Consider the following 22925-nt stretch of genomic DNA (forward strand, 5'->3'; position numbering starts at 1 on the left):
TTTTAACAAGCATCGCATGCCGGGTAAGCGGAGCAAGTCCAAAGTCTGATCGCGGCTTGCGTGAATCTGCTCCAATTCACGGCAATTTCGTATTTTTCAGCAGGACGTCGCCATCAGACGTTTCCACGCCGTTTTCCTCTCCCCATCGGGAAGAGCTGGCCCGCAAGGAGACCGCCTCAGGGAATCAGCACGCTCGATCCCGTGGTCTTGCGCCCTTCGAGCTCGCGATGCGCCTCGGCGGCATCGGCGAGCTTGTAGCGCTGGTTGACCGGGATCTTCACCACGCCCTTCAGCACGACGTCGAAGAGATCGGCGGCGTTGGCTTCCAGCGCCTCGCGGGTCGCCACATGGGTAAACAGCGTCGGGCGGCTCGCATAGAGCGAGCCCTTCTGCGACAGCGCGAACAGCGAGAAGTTCTGGATGGCGCCGGAGGCGTTGCCGAAGCTCACCCACATGCCGCGCGGGCGCAGGCAGTCCAGCGACGCCGGATAGGTCGCCTGCCCGACGCCGTCATAGACCACGTCGCACAGCGCACCTTCGGTGATCTCCTTCACCCGCGCCGCGAAGTCCTCCTTGGTGTAGTCGATGGTGTAGGCGGCGCCCGCCTCGCGGGCGATGGCGCATTTCTCCGGCGAGCCGGCAGTGCCGATCACCGTGGCGCCGAGATGGTTCGCCCATTGGCAGAGAATCTGCCCGACGCCGCCGGCGGCCGCCTGCACCAGCACCACGTCGCCGGCCTTCACCGGGTAGGTCTGGCGCAGCAGGTAGCGGGCGGTCATGCCCTTGAGCATCATGGCGGCGGCGGTGGCATCGTCGATGCCGTCGGGCAGCTTCACCAGCGTCGTCGTCGGCATCACCCGCTCGGCGCAATAGGCGCCCAGCGCGGTGCCATAGGCCACGCGGTCGCCGCGCTTGAAGCCGGTGACGCCCTCGCCCACCGCCTCGATCACGCCGGCCGCCTCGTTGCCGGGCGTGAACGGCAGCCCGCCCGCCGGCGCATACAGGCCGGAGCGGAAATAGGTATCGATGAAGTTCAGCCCGATGGCGGTGTGGCGCAGCCGCACCTCGCCCGGCCCCGGCGCGCCGACTTCCACGTCCTCGACCTTCAGCACCTCGGGTCCGCCGACCTCGTGCACGCGCACCGCCAACACCATGGAACTCACTCCGGAAAGATCGAGAAGGTCACGAAGCCCGGCGCCGCGACGGCACCAGCCCGAACAGCAGGAAATACAGGCCGACGAGGCAGAGGCCGACGCTGACGAAGGTCGGCGGCGCCAGCCGCTCGATCACCGCCGTCGCCGCAAGCAGCGCCCACAGCGCCAGCAGCCCGATGGTCAGCAGCCGCCCCCGCACCACCCGGAACGGGTGCACGAACTTGATCGGCAGGAAGGTTGCCGCCGACAGGAAGGCGATGAGGGCGGCGATGACGTAGCCGTTCATCGGCAGCAGGAAGAAGTAGAACACCACCAGGTTCCACACCGCCGGGAAGCCCTGGAAATACTTGTCCTCGGTCTTCATGTTGGTGTCGGCGAAATACAGCGCGCTGGTGAGCAGGATCGCCGCGCTGGCCGGCACGGCGAGCCAGGTCGGCATCAGCCCGCCGGTCGCCACCGCGAAGGCCGGGACCAGCACATAGGTGAGGTAGTCGACCACGAGGTCGAGCGTCTCGCCCGACCAGCGCGGCAGCACCTCCACCACCCGCACCTTGCGGGCGATCGAGCCGTCGATGCCGTCGACGAACAAGGCGGCGCCGAGCCAGGCGAACATCAGCGCCCAATTGCCCTCGACGGCGGCGATCAGGGCCAGCAGGCCGAGCACCGCGCCGGTGGCGGTGAAGACATGAACCGCGAAGGCCAGCGTCTGCTGACGCGTCGGCCTCTCGGCAAAAGGTTTAGCGGACACCGCCACTGGTGGTTCTCCCAAGGCCGCGACGCGAGACCGGCCGGCATGTTCTTCGTCGACGTCGCGCATATATCACGCCCGTACCGATCCGCATGGACAGACCGCGTTGCCCTCGCTTATCCCACACTCATGCCCGGCCTTATAGCCCCGCACAACACAAGATGGAGGCCTCGATGGAGCCGCACCTCGCATCCGCGCCGCAAAACCCAACGCCCGCATTGGTCGAAGGTTCACCGGTGGCGGTGGTCGGCGCCGGCGCCGCGGGGATGATCGCCGCCCTCGCCCTTGCCGGCGAAGGGCTCGACGTGGCGCTGATCGGCCCGCCGCGCCGGCGCGACGCCCGCACCACCGCGCTGATGGATGGCTCGGTGCGCGCGCTCGATGCGCTCGGCGTATGGCCGCGCCTCGCCGGCCGGGGCTCGGCGCAAAAGGTCTCGCCGCTGCGGGTCATGCGCCTCGTCGATGATACCCACCGCCTGTGGCGCGCCCCGGAGGTGAGCTTCGAGGCGGGCGAGCTCGGCCTGCCGGCCTTCGCCTGGAACGTCGAGAACGAGCCGCTGCTGACGGCGCTGGAGGCGAGCGTCGCCGCCGCGCCGCGAATCACCCGCGTCGAGGCCAGCGTCACAGCCGTGTCGGATGCCGCCGACGCGGCGACGCTTGCCCTCGACGATGGCCGCTCGCTGGTCGCCGCCCTGGTGGTCGCCGCCGATGGGCGCGACTCGCCCTGCCGCGCCGCCGCCGGCATCGGCCTACGCGCGCGGGACTACCCGCAGGTCGCGGTGACCGCGACGCTGTCGCATGACCGCCCGCATCGCGACATCTCCACCGAGTTCCACACCCCGACCGGCCCGTTCACGCTGGTGCCGCTGCCCGGCAACCGCACCAGCATCGTCTGCGTCGTCGCGCCGAAGGATGCCGAGGCGCTGATGGCGCTCGACGAGGCCGGTTTCTCGCGCGAAATGGAGCGCCGCGCCCATTCGCTGCTCGGCAAGATGCGGCTCGACGGCCGGCGCGGCGCCTTCCCGCTCGGCTCCCGCACCGCCGAGCGCTTCGCCAGCGGCCGCATCTTCCTGCTTGGCGAGGCGGCACACATCATCCCGCCGATCGGCGCCCAGGGGCTGAATCTCGGCATCCGCGACGCCGCCACCCTCGCCGAGCTCGCCGGCCAGGCCCGCCGCGCCGGGCATGACATCGCCGGCGCCGACGTCGCCACCGCCTATGAGCGCCGCCGCACGGCGGATGTGGAAAGCCGCAGCCTCGCCGTCGACCTGTTCAACCGCTCGCTGCTCACCGATTTTCTGCCCGTCCAGGGGGTGCGCGGGCTGGGACTGTGGGCGCTCGGCCGGTCGGCGACGCTGCGCCGCCTCGTCATGCGCGAGGGGGTCGGCCCCAGCCGCGACGTGCCGCCGCTGATGCGCGCTGCTGCCTCCGGCCTGACATCGGGCACGAACAACGTCGCTTAATAAGCTGATTTATCAGTTGAACCCATGCGGCAGCATGTCGTGCTGCACCGCATAGAGCAGCGCGGTGACGGTCGCCACCGACACCACGGTGCCGATCAGCACGCCACCGGAGGCGCCTTCGACATAGGTCTCGTACTGCTTGGCCATGATGAAGGCATTGAGCGCCGGCGGCAGCCCGGCCATCAGCACCGCGGTCGCCACCCATACCGGAGAGAAGCCGCCCACCAGCATCAGCACGGTGAACACCAGCAGCGGGTGAACCAGCAGTTTGATGGCGATGAGGAACGGCACCTCGCCGGAGACCTTGCCCATCGGGCGCAGCGCCACCGAGACGCCGAGGGTGAACAACGCGCAGGGCGCCGCCGCGTTCTTCAGGAATTCCAGCATGCGGTCGATCGCCGCCGGCGGGTGGAACTCGATGGCGGCAGAAAGCACGCCGAGAAAGGTGGCGACGTTGAAAGGATGCGTCACCACCCGCCGCACCACATACCTGAGCGTCGCTCCCAGCGAGCGCTTGTCGCGCCCGCCCAGTGCCATCAGCAGCGGCACCACGGTGAAGAAGAACAGGCTGTCGAACACGAAGATCAGCGCGGTAGGCACCGAGGCGGCCGCCCCCAGGGCGCCGAGAGTCAGCCCCGGCCCCATATAGCCGACATTGGAATAGGAGCCGACGATGGCCGAGATCGTCGCTTCCGGCAGGTTGCGGCGCAGCCAGAGCCCGACGGCGAGCGACAGCGCGAAGCAGGTCGCGGTAGAAAGCGTCGTCACCAGAATGAAGCGGCCATTGGCCAGTTCGTGGAACGGCGTGCGCGCCACCAGCGAGTAGAACAGCGCCGGCAGCGCCACATAGATGATGAAGAAGCTCAGCCAGGCGAGCCCGCTCTCCGGGATGCGCGCGATCTTGCCGCAGCCGAGGCCGAGGAAGATCACTCCGAAGAAGGGAAGCGCAAGCGCGAGGACGTCGGCCATGCGCGTTGGCTATCGGCTCACCGCGGCGCGGTCAATCGCCACAACGTCCGGCACGCCGGTTGCTTGCTCATCCACAGCAGAACTAGGCCTAAGGTAGCATCCTCTTCCGCAGCACGAGTACTGCTAAAGTTGACATCATCGCACCCGGCGCTTAGGGCTCACCCGCGCGGAAAGGCGAACGATATGGATATGAAGGAACGCAGCGCCAAGTACCGCATCGGCCAGGTGGTACGCCACCGCCACTTCCCGTTTCGCGGCGTGGTGTTCGATGTGGACCCGGAGTTCGCCAACACCGACGAGTGGTGGGAATCGATCCCCGAGCACATGCGCCCGTCCAAGGACCAGCCCTTCTACCACCTGCTGGCCGAGAACGCCGACACCGAATATGTCGCCTATGTCTCCGAGCAGAATCTCGAACCCGACACCTCCGGCGAGCCGGTGCGCCATCCCCAGGTCGAGGAAATGCTCGCCGCCGATGGCGATGGCGGCTGGCGGGTGAAGAGCGACCGGCTGCAATAGCCCCGCCCCTCCCCAGGGGTCGCCTCGCCGAAGAATGCCTCGACAATGAAAAATGCCCGGTCCTCGCGAGAGGCCGGGCATTTTCGTTGGCGTCGCGCCTTCCGGGTGCGGAAGCGCCGGCGTCACTGCGCCGGCTGGGCGCCCTTCAGCTTCTCGGCGCCGAGCTTCTCCAGCCCCTGCTTGGTGGCCTGCTCGCGCGCATCCGCCTGGGCCTTCAGCTGCTCTTGGCGGGCCTTTACCTGGTCCTGGATCTTCTTGACCTGCTCTTCGAAGACCTTCGGATCGGTATCGCCGCCGTCATAGACCTTGGCGAAATCGCCGAGGCCGATCGGGTAATTGATCAGCCGGCCGACCGCGTTGGCGGCCTGGATGGTCAGGCCCGGAGCCTTCTTCATGCGGGCGATGAACTCGTCGTCAACCTGCAGGTCGCCGCGGCAGGTGCGCTCGTCGCACATGATGTAGGTGCCGAGGATCGGCTGCTCGTTGGCCAGCGCCACGCGGAAGCCCTGGCGCAGCAGCACGCCGGTCGGGAAGGAGACGGTGAAGAACTTCTTCGGGTCGTCCTTCACTTCGAAGATGCCGAAGCGGACCAGGAATTGCCCGGTGTCGGTGATGATGCTCTGCTCGTAGTTGCAGACCTTCTTGTTGATCTGCGGATTGTCCTCGCAGCGCTTCACCCACGGGATCGGGATGGCGGGGATCTGCGGGGCGGCCTGCTGCTGCGGTGCCGGCGCCTGGGCATTGGCGGCCGGAGCGGCGGGCTTGGCCGCCGGCTTCTGCTGCGCCTGGGCGAAGGCCGGGCCGGCGCCGGCAAGAGCGAGCAGCAGGGCAGCTCCGGCGACCTTGCGCGCGAGGCGCGACTGCGGCGCGGGAAACGAGCGTCTGATCATATCAAGTTCCTGTCGTGCGAACCGCGGCATAGGCTACGGCGACGGACGCCTTGGCGCCTCTGGGAAGACGAGGCTGTCTCCCGTTCAAATGCGGCAAGACAGTGGCTCATGGCGCGGCCGGCGTCCATTCTGTTATCAGTGGCGCGACCAATCCGGAGCGAATCCGTCGCAAGGAAACAGCAAGCGTGACCGATATCACCCGTCGCGCCGTCCTGCGCAACGGCCTCGTGGCCGCGAAAGGCGCAGTCTGGACCGCCGCCTGCCTGCCGCTCATTGTGACCCGCGGGCATGCCGAAACCGTGGCAGCCGCCGCCTCATCGGCAAAAACCGCCGCGCGCCATGGCCTCGCCATGCATGGCGACCCGCTCTATCCCGCTGATTTTGCTCACTATGCCAGCGTCAATCCCGCCGCGCCGCGCGGCGGGCGGCTGGTGCAGGGCGCGGTCGGCGCCTTTGACAGCCTCAATCCGTTCATCGTGCGCGGCTCGCCGGCGCCGTTCGTGCGATGGAACCTCGTCGAGAGCCTGATGGCGCGCTCGCCCGACGAGGCCTTCACCGTCTACGGCCTCCTCGCCCGCTCGATCGAGACCGACGACGCCCGCGCCTATGTCGCCTTCGAGATCGACGAGCGCGCCCGATTCGCCGACGGCGTCCCGGTCACCGCCGCCGACGTGCTGTTCTCCTTCGAGCTGCTGCGTACCCGCGGGCGCCCCAATCTGCGCAGCTTTTACGGCAAGGTCGCCAAGGCCGAAGCCACCGGGGAGCGGTCGGTCCGCTTCGACTTCGCCGGCGCCGACCGCGAATTGCCGCTGATCCTCGGCCTGATGCCGATCCTCGCCCGCCACGCCACCGATCCCGCGACCTTCGAGCAGACCAGCTTCAAGGCGCCTTTGGGCTCCGGCCCCTACGAGGTCGCCGCCGTGCGCCCCGGCGAGAGCGTCACCCTGCGCCGGCGCGCCGACTATTGGGGCGACGCGCTGCCGGTCAATCGCGGGCTCTATAATTTCAACGAGCTGCGCTACGATTATTACCGCGAGGTCAACGGCCTGTTCGAAGCCTTCAAGCGCGGCCTCACCGATATCCGCTTCGAGACCGACCCCGGCCGCTGGAGCGCGGGCTACGACATCCCGGCGGTGCGCGACGGGCGCATCCTGCGCGAGGACATCGCTACCCGCGTTCCCAAGCCCTATTCGGCGCTGATCTTCAACATGCGCCGCAAGCCCTTCGACGACGTGCGCATCCGCGCCGGCATGGCCGAACTGTTCGACGCCGAATGGGCGAACGCCAAGCTGTATTTCGGCCTGTACCGGCGCTGCGGCAGCTTCTTCGACGGCTCCGAGCTTTCCGCCCGCGGCCGCCCCGCCTCCGCCGACGAGCGAAAGCTGCTGGCCCCCTATCCCGACGCGGTGCTGCCCGAGGTAATGGCCGGCTCCTGGCAGCCGCCAGCCTCCGACGGCTCCGGCCGCGACCGCGCCGGACTCAGAAGGGCGCTGGAGCATTTCGAGGCCGCCGGCTACGGGCTCAGGGCCGGCCGGCTGGTCTCGCGCGCCGATGGCCGCCCGCTCGCTCCCGAGGTGCTGGTCGGCACCTATGATCAGGAGCGTCTGGCGCTGGCCTGGCAGCGCATGCTGAAGCGCGCCGGCATCGAGCTGTCGATCCGCCTCGTCGACGGTGCCCAGTTCGAGGCGCGCAAGATGAACTACGATTACGATATCGTGCCCTATATCTGGGACCAGTCGCTGTCGCCCGGCAATGAGCAGAGCTTCTATTTCGGCTCGGCCGCCGCCGACACGCCGGGCACCCGCAACTTCATGGGGCTGAGGAGCCCGGCGGCGGATGCGATGATCGAGGCGCTGCTCGCCGCCCGCCCGCGCGAGGAGTTCGTCACCGCCGTGCGGGCGCTCGACCGGGTGCTGATCTCGGCCCGCTTCTCGCTGCCCTTGTTCCACACGCCGGGCGAATGGCTGGCGCGCTGGCGCGATGTCGAGCGGCCGGCGACGCTGTCGCTGCGCGGCACGCTGGCCGAAACCTGGTGGCAGGGCGAACGCACGCGCTGAAGCGGCATGACGCGGTTACCATCGCCGCACCCGCGACGGGTCGCCGCGGCCACACCCGCCGATTTCCTTAACCTAGCGACGCCCTGACGCTGGACATGCCGGGCGGAAACGGCTCCTTAGGGGGCGGGCGGCGCGGAGATTGGCTGTCCTTCGGAGTTCGACCATGCGTTACGCGCTTCTCGCCGCCGGCCTTGCCGCCGCGACCTTTGCTGCCGGTCCTGCGTGGGCCCAGCAGTCCATCACCGTGCATCCCCAGCCGCGCGCGCAGGGCGAGGAAATCGTCATTCCGCCGCTGAACAACCCGAACTATCTCGATCCCGGCCCGATGCCGGATCGGCCCGGTTCGGACAAGTCGATGGACTACATGAACCAGGCCGGCGGCAATGAGCTGGGCGGCGTGGGCGTCGGCATCGGCAACGACGTGGACGCCGACGACCTGCCCGATGGCGACGGCGCCTACGATTCCGATCCGTAGCAGACGGGAGACTTCCGCTCCGCCTTTGCTCCGTCGTCCTAGACGGCCGAAGGGCATTCGGGATTGCGCAGATTGAGAGAGCGGTTCCCGCGCGAAGTTGCGCTCGAGCTGGAATGACGAGGCGTGGTCGCCGGCCTTTCGGTGCTTTCCCACAGGACACCCTCATCCTGAGATGCGAGCGGAGCGAGCCTCGAAGGACGCAGGCCCGCGCCGCCTCACCTACCCCGCCCTAACCGCCAGACGCCCCAACCGGCCCGTCACGCCGCCTTGGCGGTGCCGCCGGCGATCTTCGCCAGCTCCTTCAGGATCGCCCCGACGCCCTTGAGCCGCGCATTGGCTTCCGGCCAGTCGTCGGAGAACACCACCTTCAGATCCGGTCGCACCTTGGCGATCACATGCGGCTTGCCAAGATAGGCGACCAGCCCGGCGGTATTGGGGAACTGGTTTTCGCGGAAGGTGAGCACCGCGCCACGCGGGCCGGCATCGACCTTCTCGACATTGGCGCGACGGCACATCGCCTTGATCGCCACCAGCTTGAGGAACTGCTTGACCTCCTCCGGCGCCGGGCCGAAGCGGTCGATCAGTTCGGTGCCGACCTCCTCGATCTCCTCCTCTGTCTCCAGATCGGCGAGCCGGCGATAGAGGTTCAGCCGCACATGCAGATCGGCGACATAGTCTTCCGGGATCAGCACCGGCGCGCCGATGGAGATCTGCGGCGACCATTTCTCAGCCACCGGCGCGGTGATGCCGGCCTTGAGGTTGGCAATCGCCTCCTCCAGCATCTCCTGATAAAGTTCGTAGCCGACCTCCTTGATATGCCCGGACTGCTCGTCGCCGAGCAGATTGCCGGCGCCGCGAATGTCGAGATCGTGGCTGGCCAGCTGGAAGCCGGCCCCCAGCGTGTCGAGTGATTGCAGTACCTTCAGCCGCTTCTCCGCCTGCTGGGTGATCTGCTTCTCGGCCGGCAGGGTGAAGATCGCATAGGCTCGGGTCTTCGAGCGCCCGACCCGTCCGCGCAGCTGATAGAGCTGGGCGAGGCCGAACATGTCGGAGCGGTGGATGATCAGCGTGTTGGCGTTCGGCACGTCGAGGCCGGACTCCACGATGGTGGTCGACAGCAGCACGTCGAACTGCCCGTCATAAAAGGCGGTCATGATCTCTTCGAGCTGCGTCGCCGCCATCTGGCCATGCGCGATGGTGACCTTCACCTCCGGCACGTTCTTGTCGAGGAACTCCTTCACCTCGCCGAGGTCTTCGATGCGCGGGCACACATAGAAGCTCTGGCCGCCGCGATAGCGCTCGCGCAGCAGCGCCTCGCGCACGATCAGCGGATCGAACGGCGTCACGAAGCTGCGCACCGCCAGCCGGTCCACCGGCGGCGAGGCGATGATGGACAGTTCGCGCACCCCGGTCATCGCCAGTTGCAGCGTACGGGGGATCGGCGTGGCCGTCAGCGTCAGCACATGCACCTCGGCGCGCAGCTGCTTCAGCTTCTCCTTGTGGCCGACGCCGAAATGCTGCTCCTCGTCGACGATGACGAGGCCGAGATCCTTGAAGGAGATCGCTTTTCCAAGCAGCGCATGGGTGCCGACGACGATATCGACCGTGCCGTCGGCCAACCCCTTCTTGGTCTCGCTCACCTCTTTGGACGGCACCAGCCGCGAAAGCTGCCGCACCACAACCGGCAAGCCCTTGAAGCGCTCGGAGAAGGTCTTGAAATGCTGGCGCGCCAACAGCGTGGTCGGCACCACCACCGCCACCTGCTTGCCGTTCAGCGCCACCGCGAAGGCAGCGCGCAGCGCGACCTCGGTCTTGCCGAAGCCGACATCGCCGCAGACGAGGCGGTCCATCGGGTGGCCGGAGCCGAGATCGTCGAACACCGCCTCGATCGAGGCTTCCTGGTCCTCGGTCTCCTCATAGGGGAAGCGGGCGCGGAATTCGTCATAGACGCCCTCCGCCGGCACCAGCCGCGGCGCTTCCTTGAGCTGGCGCTCGGCCGCCACCTTGATCAGCTCCGCCGCCATCTCGCGGATGCGCGAGCGCATCTTGGCCTTGCGCGCCTGCCAGCCGCCGCCGCCCAGCCGGTCGAGCTGCGCCTCGGTATCCTCCGAGCCGTAGCGCGACAGCAGTTCGAGATTCTCCACCGGCAGGAACAGCTTGGAGCCTTCCGCGTAGTGGATTTCCAGGCAGTCATGCGGCGCGCCCATCGCCTCGATGGTCTTCAAGCCCACGAACCGGCCGATGCCGTGGTCGACATGCACCACGAGATCGCCGGCGGTCAGCGCCGAAAGCTCGGAGATCACGTCCTGTGGCCGGCGCGCCTTGCGCTTGGGCCGCACCAGGCGGTCGCCGAGGATGTCCTGCTCGCCGATCACCACCAGCGTATCGGTCTCGAAACCGCTCTCGATGCCGAGCACCGAGAAGCCGATGGCGCCCTTGGGCAGCGTCTCGGCGGCATCGCGGGTGCCGACGCGCTGGCCGCCCCTGAGGCCATGGTCGCCGAGCACGGTGGTAAGCCGGTCGAGCGACCCCTCCGACCACGCGGTCACCACGGTGCGCTTCTGCGGCGACAGCTCGCGCAGATAGCCGACGGCGGCCTCGAACAGGTTGGCTTCCGGATCGGCGCGCTCGGGGGCGAAGGAGCGCGCGGCGCGGCCGCCGAGGTCGATCACCTGCTTGGAGGGCGGCACCGCAAAGGCGGTCAGCGCCACGGCGGGAGCCGCCTCGCGACGCTTCGCCCATTCGGCCTCGGTGAGGTAGAGCGCCTCCGGCGGCAGCGGCTTATAGGGCGCCCCGCTCCCCAGCATGCCCTGGCCGGAATGCGCATGCGCCAGGTCCTGGCTCTCGCGGCGGGCGTCGTAATAGTCGCGGATCTGCGCGAGCCGCTCGCCCGCCGCCTCGACGCTCTGCGCCTCCATCACCACCGGGCTGTCGCCGGTATAGTCGAACAGCGTGTCGAGCCCGTCATGGAACAGCGGCAGCCAGTGCTCCATGCCGGGATAGCGCCGGCCTTCGCTCACCGCCTCATAGAGCATGTCGCCGCGCTGGGCGGCGCCGAACTGCGCCACATAGGCCATGCGGAAGCGGCGCATCGTCTCGCTGGTGAGCTGCAATTCGCTCATCGGCACCAGGTCGAGCGCGCGCATCTGCGCCGCGGTGCGCTGGGTCTCCGGATCGAAGGAGCGGATGGATTCCAGCGTGTCGCCGAAGAAATCGAGCCGCACCGGCAGCGGCAGGCCGGGTGGGAACAGGTCGACGATGCCGCCGCGCACCGCATATTCGCCGGTGTCGCGCACGGTCGGGGTGCGGATGAAGCCGTTCACCTCCGCCCAGCCGGTGACGTCGTCGAGGGAGAGCGCATTGCCCGGCGCTGCCGAGAAGGAATGCGTGCCGATCAGCGCCCGCTTCGGCACCCGCTGCAGGGCGGCGTCCACGGTGGTGAGCACCACCGAGCCGCCCTCGCGCCCCTTCACCCGCGCCAGCCGGGCCAGCGTGGTCATGCGCCGGGCGACGATGTCGCCATGCGGCGAGGCACGGTCATAGGGCAGGCAGTCCCAGCCCGGCAGCGACAGCCGCTCGACCTCGGGGGCGAAGAAGGCGAGCGCCCGCTCCAGCTCCGCCATGCGCTCGACATCGCGGCAGATCACGGTGAGCGTCGGCCAGGCGGCATCGTCCTTGGCGGCGAGCGCGCGGGCGAGGTCGCCGATGACCAGACCTTCCATGCCGGCCGGCACATTGGCGAGGGTCACCGTCCGGCCGGGAGCAAGATTTTCGATCAGGCCGCGGGCGATCGGGGCGGAATGGGCTTTGGTCATATTTCGGGAAGGCCTTCCCCGGAGAGGTGGAAGCGGCAGAACCGCTGGAACATCGGCGTGTCGAACGGCGCCGGGGCGGCGCCGCTATTGACCCAGCCCAGCAGGTCCGGGTCTTCGATCTCGATCAGGATCTCGAAAGCATCGACCTCTTCTTCGCTCATTTCGGGCAGCAGGGCGTCGGCGAAGCGGCCCATCAGCAGGTCCATCTCGCGCGTGCCGCGATGCCAGGAGCGGAAGAGAAGCCGCCGTCGGCGAGGGTCGAGCCCCGCGCTCGACCGCGTGGTTCCGGTCATCGAATGCGCCTCGTTAGGGTCGCCATGCGCGACCCGAAAGGAAAGCGCACCTCTTAGCGCGCCGCCGTCCCGCTGTCAGGTAGGCAATGGGAGGGGTTTCGGGAAGAGGCGTCCCATCCGTCCGGCCCGGCGGCGCGAGAAATTTCCCGCATGATGGCGAGGGTGGCGCGAGAACCGGCCGGTGCACGGCCCGCCGATGGCAGGACGCCGGGAAGTTCTTGCCCCTGGCCGCTCCCGGATGGGGAGAGCCGGGCGTCGCGGATTGCACCCCGCGCGGGCTTCGTCCACATTCGCCGCGCCATGCGCCCCGACGTCCTGAACGCCTATTTCGCCGCCCTCACCGACCTGCCGGGCATCGGGCCGAAGCTCGCCCGCCCGTTCGGCCGGCTGCTCGGCAAGCCGGAAGGCGCGCGGGTGCTCGACCTGCTGCTGCACCTGCCCTCCTCCACCCTGGATCGTCGCGCCCGCCCGACCGTGGCCGAGCTGGTGCCCGGCGAGATCGGCACCGTCCGCGTCCATATCGACCGCCACCAGCCGACGCCGCCCGGCTCGCGCGCGCCCTACCGCGTCTACGCCCATGACGACACCGGCGACATGGTGCTGGTGTTCTTCGCCGCCGACCGTGGCCGCATGGAGCACATGCTGCCGGTCGGCGAGGATCGCTGGGTGTCCGGCACCGTGCAGCTCTATGACGGCATCCCGCAGATCGTGCATCCCGACCGCGTGCTCGACGATGCCGGCCTTGCCCGCCTGCCCCCCGTCGAGCCGGTCTATCCGCTGGTCGAGGGTCTCGGGCAGGGGCACCTCCGCCGCGCCATTGCCGCCGCCGTCCAGCGTACCGGCGCCGAACATGCGCCCCTGCTGCCCGATTGGGGCTCCCTGCCCGGCGGGCCGGAGTTCCACGCCGCGCTCGCGAAGGTCCATCAGCCGCAGGACACTGCCGACGCCACCCCCGCCGGCACCGCCTGGCGTCGCCTCGCCTATGACGAACTGCTCGCCGGCCAGTTGGCGCTGGCCCTGGTGCGGGCCCGCACCGTGCGCAAGACCGGCCGCCCGGTGGTCGGCACCGGCGCCCTCGCGGCGAAGATCCTCGCCGCCCTGCCCTTCGCCCTCACCGGCTCGCAGGAGACGGCGCTCGCCGCGATCCGCGCCGATCTCGGCTCGGGCAACCGCATGCTGCGGCTGCTGCAGGGCGATGTCGGCTCCGGCAAGACCGTCGTCGCCCTGCTCGCCGCCGCCACCGTCATCGAGGCCGGCCATCAGGCGGCGATCATGGCGCCCACCGAAATCCTCGCCCGCCAGCATCTGAAGACCATCTCCCCGCTCGCCGAGGCCGCCGGCATCCGCGTCGCCCTGCTCACCGGCCGCGAGAAGGGCAAGGCGCGGGAGGCGATCCGCAGCGCCCTCGCCGCTGGCGACGTCGATCTGGTCATCGGCACCCATGCGTTGTTCCAGGAGGGCGTCGGCTTCGCCGACCTCGCCCTCGCGGTGGTCGACGAGCAGCACCGCTTCGGCGTGCACCAGCGCCTCGCCCTCGCCTCCAAGGGCGAGGCGGTCGACGTGCTGGTGATGACCGCCACCCCGATCCCGCGCACGCTGGTGCTCACCTATTTCGGCGACATGGATTCGAGCGAGCTCAGGGAAAAGCCGAAGGGCCGCAAGCCGATCGATACCCGCATGGTGGCGATGGACCGGCTCGACGAGGTGATCGCCCGCCTCGGCCACGCCCTCACCGAGGGCCGGCGCGTCTACTGGATCTGCCCGCTGGTGGAGGAATCCGAGACCTCCGACCTCGCCGCCGCCGAGGAACGCTTCGCCGACCTCAAGCAGCATTTCGGCGACGCCGTCGGCCTCGTGCACGGCAAGATGAAGGGGACCGAGAAGGACGCCGCCATGGGCGCCTTCGCGCGCGGCGAGACCCGCATCCTGGTCGCCACCACCGTGGTCGAGGTCGGCGTCGATGTGCCGGAGGCCAGCATCATCGTCATCGAGCACGCCGAGCGCTTCGGCCTCGCCCAGCTGCACCAGCTGCGCGGCCGGGTCGGGCGCGGCGACGTCGCCTCGATCTGCCTGCTGGTCTATCGCCGCCCGCTCGGCGAGATCGCCCGCGCCCGGCTGGAAGCGCTGCGCGAATCCGATGACGGCTTCTATCTCGCCGAGAAGGATCTCGAACTGCGCGGCGAGGGCGACCTGCTCGGCACCCGCCAGAGCGGCCTGCCCGGCTTCCGCGTCGCCCGGCTGGAGGTGCATGGCGACCTGCTGGAGCGCGCCCGCTCCGAGGCGCGCACCCTCGTCGCCGCCGATCCCAATCTCGAAGGCGAGCGCGGCCGGGCCTTGCGCCTGCTGCTGCACATTTTCGAGCGCGATGTCGCGGTGAGGCTGCTCGACGCCGGATAAGCCGCTATGCTGCACCCGCACAGACGGGAGCGCGGGATGATCGATCCACGATGATCACCCGCCCCGGCCGGAATGAGACGCCAGACCCACGAGGCTCCAGCTCCGCCGCCATGAACGACGAGCACCGCACCTTCCCGACCGCCGCCGCCCCCATACGCTGGGTGCTGTTCGCCCTCGCCTGGGTCTGCGTCGGCCTCGGCGTGGTCGGGCTGGTGGCGCCGCTGCTGCCGGGCACGCCCTTCCTCATTCTCGCCGCCTGGCTGTTCACCCGCTCCTCGCCGCGCTTCGAGCGCTGGCTGCTGGCGCATCCCAAGCTCGGCCCGGCGGTGATCGCCTGGCGCGCGCGGGGTGTGGTGCCGCGCTGGGCGCAATTCGTCGCCACCGGCTCGATGGCGGCGAGCTTCATGATCCTGACTTTCACCGCCATCCCGGGCCTGGTGCTGGCCGGCATCGGCGCGATGATGCTCGCCGTCGCCGCCTTCCTGCTGACAAGGCCGGCGGCGTGACCGGGAACCGCATTCTCGGCGTCATTCTCGCCGGCGGCCTGTCGCGCCGCATGGGCGGCGGCGACAAGGCCCTGCGCCCGGTCGCCGGCCACCGCCTCATCGACCGGGTGATCACCCGCCTCGCGCCGCAGGTCGATGCCCTCATCCTCAATGCCAATGGCGACCCGCAGCGCTTCGGCCTCGCTTTGCCGGTGGTGGCGGACCCGCTGCCGGACTTCCCCGGCCCGCTTGCCGGCCTGCTTGCCGGCTTCGAGTACGCGCACGCCCATGCGCCGTGGGCGCGGCACATCCTCACCGTCTCCGCCGATTGCCCGCTGCTGCCGCCCGATCTCGTCGCCCGGCTGCTGGCGGAGAAAGGCGAAGCCGCTGCCGCCATCGCCGCCTCCGGCGGGCGCGACCATCCGGTGATCGGCCTGTGGGATGTCTCGCTCGCGCCGCGGCTGCGCGCGCTGCTGCTGGATGAGGGCGAGCGCCGCGTGCGCGCCTTCACTGCCCGCGTCGGCACCGTCTCCGTCGACTGGCCGGTCGAGCCCTACGACCCGTTCCTCAACATCAACACCCCCGACGACCTCGCGACCGCCGAGCGGCTGATCGCCTCGGTCGGCTGACCGCGCTCAGCGGGTGCGCCAGTCCACCAGCGTCACCGCTGCCGCATGGGCCTCGACGAAATCGGCGATGGTGTCGGTGGCATCGAGCTCGATCACCGGCAGATTCACACCGGGCAGCGGCTCGTCCGAGGCGATGGCGGCGATGAACGGGTCGTCCGGATGCAGGAACGGCCGGTCCACCTCCGCGCGGTGGATCTCGATCTTCGGGTGCCGGTCGCGCTTGAAGCCCTCCACCAGCACCAGGTCGACCGGGGCGAGATGGGCGATCAGCTCCGGCAGCTCCGGCTCCGGCGCGCCGCGCAGCTCATGCATCAGCGCCCAGCGCACCGAGGAGGCGACAAGCACCTCGCTGGCGCCCACGACGCGATGCGTGTGCGAATCCTTGCCCGGCGTGTCGACGTCGAATTCGTGATGCGCGTGCTTGATGGTCGAGACCTTCAGCCCCCGTCCGACCAGCACCGGAATCAGCCGGGCGAGCAGCGTCGTTTTGCCCGCGCCGCTCCAGCCGGCGAAACCCATTACGCGCATGATTTCCTCCGTTTCCCGGCCTTCAGTCTTGCCGGGTTCGCGCCCCCGCCTTAAGCGAAGCCGCAGGAGTGACCTTGATGCCTGTCGATGCCGATCCCGGCAAGCCCGGTTCCGAACAGCCTGATTCCGATCAGCCTGATTCCGATCTGCCCCGGCTCCTCGACCTGAAGGGGCTGAAATGCCCGCTGCCGGCGCTGCACACCCGCCGGGCGCTGGAGCGCGCCACGCCGGGCCAGCGCTTCGAGGTGGTCTGCACCGATCCGATGGCGGTGATCGACATCCCGCATCTGGTCCGCCAGCTCGGCGATATCGTGGAATCCAGCGAACGCCGCGCCGTCGAGCTGGTCTTCCGCATCCGCAAGGCCTGAGGTTCAGCCCGCGTCGCGCCAGTCGAAGGGCAGCGGCGCCTCGCGGAAGGCGAAGCGGTCGAGATGGCGGGCGACCACGCCCTTCATCCGCTCCAGCGTCTCCGCATCGACCGCCTCCAGCCGCACGCCGAGCCCCGCCGCATCGGCATGCAAGGTGGCGACGGTGTTTTCCGGCAGCACGATCCGCCCGTCCTCCGGGGTGAAGCTGACCTCGAACTTGTGCGCCCAGTGCTTGCAGAGCTGCTGCAGATAGCGGCTGGCATGGGCGGTCGGCACGGTGGCGGAACTGATCGACATGGCTTTCGGCTCACATATGGATCGAAGGCAACTCTCTAATACGCTGATTCCAAATGAGCCACTGGCACGGACCGCCCTCACCGGACCGTGACCGCGCCGACCTCGGCGCGGTCGGGAAGCGAGGGCCGGCCAGCGCCCGCCTTCCGGCCCCTCCGCTCACGGCGTCGGCCGGAACACCCCGTTGGCGTCGCGCTTCAGCGGTGCCGCCTGCGTCGGCAGCGGCGCGCCGGGCGCGTCGAGCACCGAGACGCCCTCCTTCCAGTCCGCCGGCGCGATGGCGACGTAGCGGGCATAGCCGCCCGAGCCGCCGAGCGGCTTGGCGAAGCCGATGGTCACCAGCGCCCCGCTCTCCGGCACCTTGTCGAGATTGGCGACGCCCTCGGCCTGAGCGAAATTATTGTGCATCAGCCAGTGCTCGCCCTCGAGCGTCGGCGTGGTGTCGGTGTCCAGCGGCTCGTGGCCGTGGAACAGGATCTTGCGCTCGAGATGCAGGAATTTCAGCGCCGCAAGGCCGACGCCCGGAAACGGCTTCTTGTTGAAGCGCTCGCGGTCCGCCCATTTCTTGTACCAGTCCGAGCGCACGAACACGACCGCGCCTTCCGGGATGCGGCCATGGGTCTTCTCCCATTCCTCGATATCCGCCACGCCGAGGTGGTAGCCCTCGTCCTTCGCCACCTTGCCGGAGATGTCGATCACCGCCAGCGGCCGGATGGCGAAGCTCGCCGGCAGGTCGGAGATGGTGGCGCCCTTGGGGTTCCAGTGCGAGGGCGGGTCGAGCTGGGTGCCGTACTGGTCGGTGGTCAGCTCATAGGCCGAGGCGACGAAGCCGTGCTTCTCATAGGTGAATTCCTCGCCCTTCTTCACATAGCCCTCGATGTCCTGCCCGGCGACCGCCGGCTTGAACACCGCATTGCCGAAGCCCGGCCACACCGGCTGCACCGGCTCGAAGGCATGGGTGAGGTCGATATATTTGGCGCCCTTCAGCGATTGCTCGTAGAGCTTCCACAGCGGCGGCTCCTCGGCGCGGGCGGCGATGCCCCCGGTCAGCACGACCAGCGCGACCAATGCCGCGGTCTTCATGCACGTCATGTCCAGCCTCCAGCGGTCAGCGTCGATCGACGCGCCCAACCTCCGGCCTTTTGCCGCGGCGCACAAGACATGCCGGCGCGACATGGGCGGCCTGCCATGTGTGGGGCGCGCGCCGAATCCGGCGCCGCGCCCAAACCCCCACGTCCAAACGCCCACGTCCAAACGCAAAAGCCGGCGGGATCGGTCACGACCCCGCCGGCTCGCATGGTCAGCGTTTTCAGGCGGCGCGGGCGATCCGCTTCGCCGCAGCCTTCGACCAGTAGCGCAGCGAACCGCTATCGATGGTGAGGGTCACCGTCACCGGCCCGTTCAGCCCGGTGAACAGCGAGGCTGGCATCAGGGCCGCCTGCGAGGTCCAGCGGCGCTGGCCGCCCTGATGCCGATGCATGGGGTGGAAGCCGGTAAGCGCGGCATGGTCGAGCGGGATGTCGCGGACCGAAGCGCCGGCGCGCAGTTCGATGCCGGTAACCCCGACCCCGACCACGTCAAGGCTGCGCGTCGCATTGTCGACGCCGTCGCGCAGCACGGTGGTGCGTGACAGCAGCAGCAGGCCACCGGCCGGCAGCGTCTCCAGGGTGAAGCTGTAGCGCCCCTCGGACGACACGTCCGGCCGGATCTCGCCACCGTTGCACAGCAGGCGCAGGCCGCTGTCGGTCTTGCGCACCAGGCCGGTCAGGCTTTCCGCGCGGGCGAAGAGGCGGCGGCGCAGCTTGTTCAGCCGGGGGCCGTTGCGCAGCACCTCGAAGCCGCATGCGGCGCGGGCCTGCCGGGTCAGTTCCCGGCGCTCCTCCTGGAAGCTGGGGCGCAGCTGGGTGACGACCCGGCTCTCGCCGTCGAACATGGCGCGGTTGCCGGTGTCCAGATAGGATTCGGTCGGCGTGCCTTCGGCCAGGATGACGTCGAAGCGGTCGAGTTCGACGTGGAAATACTCGATCTTCTCCATCGAGAAGTCCTGCACGATGGTCTTGCCGTTCACCAGCAGCACCGCCGGCACCAGGGCACCGTCGAGATACATGTGGTGCTGCGGCGAGACCACCAGCTCGCGATGCGGCTGTCCCTTGCCGAGCGCGCCCTTGCGGATACGGATCGGCATCGCCTCGATGCGCTTGGCCTCGGGGATGGCACGGACGCGCAGCGTACGATGGCCGATCCACTTCACCGCGACGCTGCGGCCGTCATGGGTGAGCACGAGGTCGCCGGCCTTGAGGTTCTCGACCGCGGTCTCTCCTTCCGGCGTGGCGATCATGGTGCCGCGCAGGAAGCAGGCATAGCCGACGGTGCCGGTCTCGGGATCGAAGATGAAATCGGCGGGATTGAAGCTGCCCGACAGCGTCACCGAGGACAGGATCGCGGTGTACCACTCGCTCTGCACCTGCACCGCCTGAAGGGTGAAGGTGCCGTCGCCATTATCGATGGTGCGGAATTCGGTAATGTCGGCATCGCTGAAATGCAGCACGTCGCCCGTGGCGAAGCCCTGGATGTCGAGGCTGGTTATGCCGCCGGGCAGCCGCAGGGTGCCATCGCCGGTGCCGGTGAAAATGACCTTCTGGCCGTCGATGCCGCCGCCGCCGCCCGCGGCGATGGAGAAGTCCAGCGTCGAGGCGCCGTCGATCTGGAAGGTGACATTCGAGCCGCCGGTCCAGCCGGTGTTCGTAAAGGTCGCTCCACCCGTGACCTTGATCAGTGAATTGCTGCCTGGATCAAGATAAGCGGTCGATATGGAAGCGCCATCAACGATCAGCGTCGAGCTGCTTCCAAGGAAAATACCTCCGTAGGAGGCATTGGTGTTGACGGTTGTCGTCGCGCCACTGGCTACATTCAGGTCGGCCATTTTCCTCGCCCACGTTTCTGGAATTCGTCACCCACCGCCGTCTTAGAAGCCGCGCGGGGTGATCGCCGTCCAAATCGCGAAGAAACGCAGACAAAATACGCATGAATTGATTTTAATTTGAAATTATTTCCGCGCGGTTAACCCGCACGGTCGCCCCACACGCTTTTTGAGCGTCGGCTCCGGCATGATCGGGTGATGAAACTGGCCGGAAAGGGCGGCAGCGCAATCGAGCGCCTGAGTCGGTGGCGAGCCTCGGCCGGTGGCGGAATGTCGGCTCCTGCGGACGACGTCGTCAGTCCGCCGAAGGCAGCACCTGGTGCGGCGCATAGCCGAACAGCGCGCGAAACTCGGCGGCGAAGCGGCCGAGATTGCTGAAATGCAGCGCCACCGCCGCTTCCGTCACATTGCGGTAATGGCCGGAGCGCAGCCGCGCTTCCGCCGCCTCCAGGCGCAGCTTCTTCGCCATGCCCATCGGCGTGGTGCCGAGATGCTTGCGGAACACCAGCTGCAGCTGGCGCGGGCTGCAGCCGGCACCGATGGCGATGGCCTCCAGCGTCAGCGGCTGCTCCAGATTGGCGTGTATGTAATCCAGCGCACGATTGACATGCTGCGGCTGCCCGCCCTGGCTGGCCTGCCGCAGCTGGTCGCTCAGCGAATGCGGCACATGCAGCAGCAGCAGGCTGGTCATCACATCCTGATATTGCCGCATCAGCAGATCGCGTACCGGCGGCGGGGTAGTCTCCGGCAAGGCGCCGATATCCTCGATCACCCGCTGGGCCAAATGGCGCAGGCCATGGCCGGGATGCAATTCCGACAGCAATTGCGCATCGAAGCTCGGCCCATCGGCCGGCAGGTGGAAATGCCGGCCGAGCACGTCGACGACCAGCTCCGCCGGGAAGCTCAGGAACAGCGTCGACGAGCCGGAGCCGCGCCAGATCAGGCTGCCCGGCCGGTAGGGAGTGACCAGCATCTCGTTTTCGGCCATCACCATCCGCCGGCTGCCGGGCGGCTCCAGCACCAGCCCCTTGGCGAGGGTGAAGCCGATCACCGCCAGCGCCTGCGGCGCCGCCCCCGGCTGGTGATCGGTACGCGACCAGCCATTGTAGTGGCGCTCGGTCTCGATCAGGCGGATGGCGCCGACCTGCCGCGCCAGCAGGGTCATGCTCACCGGCTCGCCGTCGGCCGGCTCGATATGCCGCGTTTCCCAGGGGAACAGCGTGTCGAGGGCGTCGCTCACCGGATCAAGGCCGGAAATGTGCTGCGCGTCGGCGTCGGCTGCGGTCATGCCCGCCCTCCGGTGCGCCGGCCTGTCGCCCGCGCGCCCTCCCGCGCCGGTATGGCACGACCGCGACGCCAGCCACGGTTCTTCGGGAACCGCAGATCGCTCCGCTCCAGCCTGACGAACGCATCCGCGGTCGCCAGGCGATCAGGATCACGACCGCTGCCGCGCCGTTGCGGCAGGGACCGGCGCTGTCCACTCCTTGCGGGGAGCCGCGTCGGATGAGGCACCGTACGCACCACTTCTCCTTCGGGGCGACCGATCAGCAAGGCGGGAAAGCGAGCTTCACGCGCCTGTGCCGATTTCGACGCCCGACAACCACCGGCCGCATCGCCGACGATTTGCATGGAGAGGTAATATTGCAGGGCTGACGCGGGAATGCAGCTTGATTCTTGCGGCTGGCCTTCGCCTCGCATTCTTGTGCTCGCCGCTTGCCGGCGACGTCGGACCTGGCATCAGCGTCGCACGCGCCGCGCCTGGTCGGCGCCCGCGGCCGGCACGCACGGTCTCGGCTTAGCTCAAGACCTCCATGCATGGGGCTGCGAGAAGACGCCACCCTCCAGCCCGCCGCGCTCCCACATTGAAGATCCGCCCGCTCCGGCCGGCTCGCTGAATGGCCCGCATGTGCAGGGCCGATCAGCCGGAGGTGCCAGCCTCTTCAACATGCGCGACGAGGACCGCCGGACGACGACGCACTGGGCTTGCGCGGCGGCGGCGCATATTCACGCGGCGCACAGCCCCTCCACGCGCGACGGCGCAAGAATCACGATGGAGGCCGAACCCGGAGCGAGAAACGACACAGGGAATCGTGGATGGATAAAGACGAGCTACGCCGTGGGATTTTGTCCCCACGCAGCATGATTTCGCACCACGATCCGTCGCTTCGCGCAGAACCAGAGCTGGTCTGACGATTGAGAAGATATTTTAAAGCTTCGAACTTCGCTTCAAATGACTGGTGCTGCGAGAGAGGATTGAACTCTCGACCTCTCCCTTACCAAGGGAGTGCTCTACCACTGAGCTACCGCAGCCCGCCGGGGAGGTGGCTCCCCGAAAGCGGGGCGACGTTTGCCACAGCCGGCCCCGGGGCGCAAGCCCGGTGTGCAGTCATTCACACTCCCTTCGCCGCCCCTCCCCAATTCACCCACCCGCCACCAGCTCCCGACACCTCGCCCCCCTGCCTCGCCCCCATGCCTCGGCCCAACGCCCCTCCCCGACCATGGCCGCTGTTCCCCACGCCTTCAGCGGACCAACCCGTCCGCTCCCTTGCCCCCGCGCTGCCGCGTCGGCCTCCGCCGCCACATCCCCCTCGATCGCGCATGCCCCGCCCCAGCGCCGACTGGACAGCGCCGCCCCGGCGATGCGAAACACCAGGGCGATCCATTGCCGTGGGAATGCCGCCGATGCGCCGCAAGGACGATGCCGAAGCCGAGGAGCGCGCCCGGCGCCTCGCCGCCGCGCTGCGGGAAAACCTCAAGCGTCGCAAGGCGCAGTCGCGCGGCCGCGACGCCGCCGGCACGCCGCCGCCCCCCTCCGATACCCCCGCCACCGCCGAGGCGCCCTCCCCGCTATCCCCCGCCGGCGAGGCCGAGGACTGACGCCGGCCTCCGGCGAATTGTCTCGCCGCCCGGCACGCGCTATG

The 22925-nt window shown here is 68.8% G+C and carries 20 protein-coding genes and 1 tRNA gene; 9 read left to right on the forward strand and 12 right to left on the reverse strand.

Translation table 11 applies throughout. The features are described 5' to 3' along the window. Positions 1-176: 176 nt before the first annotated feature. Positions 177-1154 (reverse strand): quinone oxidoreductase family protein, encoded by a 978-nt coding sequence (locus tag KHC24_RS01565; RefSeq protein ID WP_213358713.1) that lies wholly within the window; start codon positions 1152-1154, stop codon positions 177-179. A 28-nt stretch (positions 1155-1182) separates the two neighbouring features. After that, positions 1183-1908 (reverse strand): CDP-alcohol phosphatidyltransferase family protein, encoded by a 726-nt coding sequence (locus tag KHC24_RS01570; protein ID WP_213358715.1) that lies wholly within the window; start codon positions 1906-1908, stop codon positions 1183-1185. Positions 1909-2075: 167 nt separating this feature from the next. On the opposite strand from KHC24_RS01570, the gene KHC24_RS01575 reads away from it, so the two are divergent. Beyond that, positions 2076-3365 carry a UbiH/UbiF family hydroxylase gene (locus KHC24_RS01575; RefSeq protein WP_213358717.1) on the forward strand — a complete coding sequence of 430 codons (1290 nt, stop codon included), beginning with the start codon at positions 2076-2078 and terminating at the stop codon, positions 3363-3365. Between the two features lie 12 nt (positions 3366-3377). Here the strand turns inward: KHC24_RS01575 and KHC24_RS01580 are convergent, their stop codons facing one another. Beyond that, positions 3378-4334 carry an AEC family transporter gene (locus KHC24_RS01580; protein ID WP_213358719.1) on the reverse strand — a complete coding sequence of 319 codons (957 nt, stop codon included), beginning with the start codon at positions 4332-4334 and terminating at the stop codon, positions 3378-3380. 189 nt (positions 4335-4523) lie between these two features. Here KHC24_RS01580 and hspQ point away from each other — a divergent pair, with 189 nt between their 5' ends. Continuing rightward, positions 4524-4853 (forward strand): heat shock protein HspQ, encoded by a 330-nt coding sequence (gene hspQ, locus KHC24_RS01585; protein WP_213358721.1) that lies wholly within the window; start codon positions 4524-4526, stop codon positions 4851-4853. A 122-nt stretch (positions 4854-4975) separates the two neighbouring features. Here the strand turns inward: hspQ and KHC24_RS01590 are convergent, their stop codons facing one another. Further along, entirely contained in the window at positions 4976-5743 is a 768-nt protein-coding gene (locus tag KHC24_RS01590; RefSeq protein ID WP_213358723.1) for an invasion associated locus B family protein, read from the reverse strand. Between the two features lie 350 nt (positions 5744-6093). Between KHC24_RS01590 and KHC24_RS01595 the strand changes: the two genes are divergently transcribed. Together KHC24_RS01595 and KHC24_RS01600 are read left to right on the forward strand one after the other, a co-directional pair. After that, complete coding sequence (locus KHC24_RS01595; protein ID WP_213358873.1) at positions 6094-7800, forward strand: extracellular solute-binding protein; 1707 nt, start codon at positions 6094-6096, stop codon at positions 7798-7800. A gap of 163 nt (positions 7801-7963) precedes the next feature. Further along, positions 7964-8275 carry a hypothetical protein gene (locus KHC24_RS01600; RefSeq protein ID WP_213358725.1) on the forward strand — a complete coding sequence of 104 codons (312 nt, stop codon included), beginning with the start codon at positions 7964-7966 and terminating at the stop codon, positions 8273-8275. A 257-nt stretch (positions 8276-8532) separates the two neighbouring features. Here KHC24_RS01600 and mfd read toward each other — a convergent pair whose 3' ends face one another. Both mfd and KHC24_RS01610 read right to left on the reverse strand, forming a co-directional pair. Continuing rightward, the gene (gene mfd, locus KHC24_RS01605) at positions 8533-12090 is read right to left on the reverse strand and encodes a transcription-repair coupling factor (RefSeq protein ID WP_213358727.1); all 3558 of its coding nucleotides are present in this window, start codon (positions 12088-12090) and stop codon (positions 8533-8535) included. Next, complete coding sequence (locus tag KHC24_RS01610; RefSeq protein WP_213358729.1) at positions 12087-12383, reverse strand: FAD assembly factor SdhE; 297 nt, start codon at positions 12381-12383, stop codon at positions 12087-12089. Before KHC24_RS01610 ends, mfd begins: the two co-directional genes overlap by 4 nt. 300 nt (positions 12384-12683) lie before the next feature. On the opposite strand from KHC24_RS01610, the gene recG reads away from it, so the two are divergent. From recG to mobA, 3 genes are all read left to right on the forward strand, one after another. After that, entirely contained in the window at positions 12684-14780 is a 2097-nt protein-coding gene (gene recG / locus KHC24_RS01615) for an ATP-dependent DNA helicase RecG (protein WP_213358731.1), read from the forward strand. Between the two features lie 110 nt (positions 14781-14890). Further along, a complete protein-coding gene (locus tag KHC24_RS01620; RefSeq protein ID WP_246545984.1) occupies positions 14891-15286 on the forward strand; it encodes a YbaN family protein in 396 nt (131 codons plus the stop codon). Continuing rightward, positions 15283-15894, forward strand: a complete 612-nt coding sequence (gene mobA, locus KHC24_RS01625; RefSeq protein WP_271180590.1) for a molybdenum cofactor guanylyltransferase MobA — start codon at positions 15283-15285, stop codon at positions 15892-15894. The genes KHC24_RS01620 and mobA overlap by 4 nt, the downstream gene beginning before the upstream one ends. A gap of 6 nt (positions 15895-15900) precedes the next feature. Here the strand turns inward: mobA and mobB are convergent, their stop codons facing one another. Beyond that, on the reverse strand, positions 15901-16422 hold the full coding sequence (gene mobB, locus KHC24_RS01630) for a molybdopterin-guanine dinucleotide biosynthesis protein B (RefSeq protein WP_213358733.1): 522 nt from the start codon (positions 16420-16422) through the stop codon (positions 15901-15903). A gap of 77 nt (positions 16423-16499) precedes the next feature. On the opposite strand from mobB, the gene KHC24_RS01635 reads away from it, so the two are divergent. Continuing rightward, positions 16500-16790, forward strand: coding sequence for a sulfurtransferase TusA family protein (locus KHC24_RS01635; protein WP_213358735.1), 291 nt, complete (start codon positions 16500-16502; stop codon positions 16788-16790). 3 nt (positions 16791-16793) lie between these two features. Here the strand turns inward: KHC24_RS01635 and KHC24_RS01640 are convergent, their stop codons facing one another. The 5 genes from KHC24_RS01640 to KHC24_RS01660 all read right to left on the reverse strand — a co-directional run bounded on the left by KHC24_RS01640 (position 16794) and on the right by KHC24_RS01660 (position 22314). Continuing rightward, entirely contained in the window at positions 16794-17087 is a 294-nt protein-coding gene (locus KHC24_RS01640; protein WP_213358737.1) for a DUF2218 domain-containing protein, read from the reverse strand. Positions 17088-17243: 156 nt separating this feature from the next. Then, positions 17244-18176, reverse strand: a complete 933-nt coding sequence (locus KHC24_RS01645; protein ID WP_246545985.1) for a cyclase family protein — start codon at positions 18174-18176, stop codon at positions 17244-17246. 217 nt (positions 18177-18393) lie between these two features. Continuing rightward, positions 18394-20007 (reverse strand): Hint domain-containing protein, encoded by a 1614-nt coding sequence (locus KHC24_RS01650; RefSeq protein ID WP_213358739.1) that lies wholly within the window; start codon positions 20005-20007, stop codon positions 18394-18396. A 292-nt stretch (positions 20008-20299) separates the two neighbouring features. Further along, a complete protein-coding gene (locus tag KHC24_RS01655) occupies positions 20300-21292 on the reverse strand; it encodes a helix-turn-helix transcriptional regulator (protein ID WP_213358741.1) in 993 nt (330 codons plus the stop codon). A gap of 947 nt (positions 21293-22239) precedes the next feature. Continuing rightward, positions 22240-22314: transfer RNA gene (locus KHC24_RS01660), tRNA-Thr, on the reverse strand. Positions 22315-22686: 372 nt separating this feature from the next. On the opposite strand from KHC24_RS01660, the gene KHC24_RS01665 reads away from it, so the two are divergent. Next, entirely contained in the window at positions 22687-22881 is a 195-nt protein-coding gene (locus tag KHC24_RS01665; protein WP_213358743.1) for a hypothetical protein, read from the forward strand. Positions 22882-22925 lie beyond the last annotated feature (44 nt).

Origin of the sequence: Ancylobacter defluvii (assembly GCF_018390605.1) — a bacterium.
Classification (GTDB): domain Bacteria; phylum Pseudomonadota; class Alphaproteobacteria; order Rhizobiales; family Xanthobacteraceae; genus Ancylobacter; species Ancylobacter defluvii.

Coding starts and splice junctions, on each gene's coding strand:
- KHC24_RS01565 (WP_213358713.1), bottom strand. CDS start 1,154: ATGGTGTTGGCGGTGCGCGTGCACGAGGTCGGCGGACCCGAGGTGCTG.
- KHC24_RS01575 (WP_213358717.1), top strand. CDS start 2,076: ATGGAGCCGCACCTCGCATCCGCGCCGCAAAACCCAACGCCCGCATTG.
- KHC24_RS01580 (WP_213358719.1), bottom strand. CDS start 4,334: ATGGCCGACGTCCTCGCGCTTGCGCTTCCCTTCTTCGGAGTGATCTTC.
- hspQ (WP_213358721.1), top strand. CDS start 4,524: ATGAAGGAACGCAGCGCCAAGTACCGCATCGGCCAGGTGGTACGCCAC.
- KHC24_RS01590 (WP_213358723.1), bottom strand. CDS start 5,743: ATGATCAGACGCTCGTTTCCCGCGCCGCAGTCGCGCCTCGCGCGCAAG.
- KHC24_RS01595 (WP_213358873.1), top strand. CDS start 6,094: ATGCATGGCGACCCGCTCTATCCCGCTGATTTTGCTCACTATGCCAGC.
- KHC24_RS01600 (WP_213358725.1), top strand. CDS start 7,964: ATGCGTTACGCGCTTCTCGCCGCCGGCCTTGCCGCCGCGACCTTTGCT.
- mfd (WP_213358727.1), bottom strand. CDS start 12,090: ATGACCAAAGCCCATTCCGCCCCGATCGCCCGCGGCCTGATCGAAAAT.
- KHC24_RS01610 (WP_213358729.1), bottom strand. CDS start 12,383: ATGACCGGAACCACGCGGTCGAGCGCGGGGCTCGACCCTCGCCGACGG.
- recG (WP_213358731.1), top strand. CDS start 12,684: ATGCGCCCCGACGTCCTGAACGCCTATTTCGCCGCCCTCACCGACCTG.
- KHC24_RS01620 (WP_246545984.1), top strand. CDS start 14,891: ATGAACGACGAGCACCGCACCTTCCCGACCGCCGCCGCCCCCATACGC.
- mobB (WP_213358733.1), bottom strand. CDS start 16,422: ATGCGCGTAATGGGTTTCGCCGGCTGGAGCGGCGCGGGCAAAACGACG.
- KHC24_RS01635 (WP_213358735.1), top strand. CDS start 16,500: ATGCCTGTCGATGCCGATCCCGGCAAGCCCGGTTCCGAACAGCCTGAT.
- KHC24_RS01640 (WP_213358737.1), bottom strand. CDS start 17,087: ATGTCGATCAGTTCCGCCACCGTGCCGACCGCCCATGCCAGCCGCTAT.
- KHC24_RS01645 (WP_246545985.1), bottom strand. CDS start 18,176: ATGACGTGCATGAAGACCGCGGCATTGGTCGCGCTGGTCGTGCTGACC.
- KHC24_RS01650 (WP_213358739.1), bottom strand. CDS start 20,007: ATGGCCGACCTGAATGTAGCCAGTGGCGCGACGACAACCGTCAACACC.
- KHC24_RS01655 (WP_213358741.1), bottom strand. CDS start 21,292: ATGACCGCAGCCGACGCCGACGCGCAGCACATTTCCGGCCTTGATCCG.
- KHC24_RS01665 (WP_213358743.1), top strand. CDS start 22,687: ATGCGCCGCAAGGACGATGCCGAAGCCGAGGAGCGCGCCCGGCGCCTC.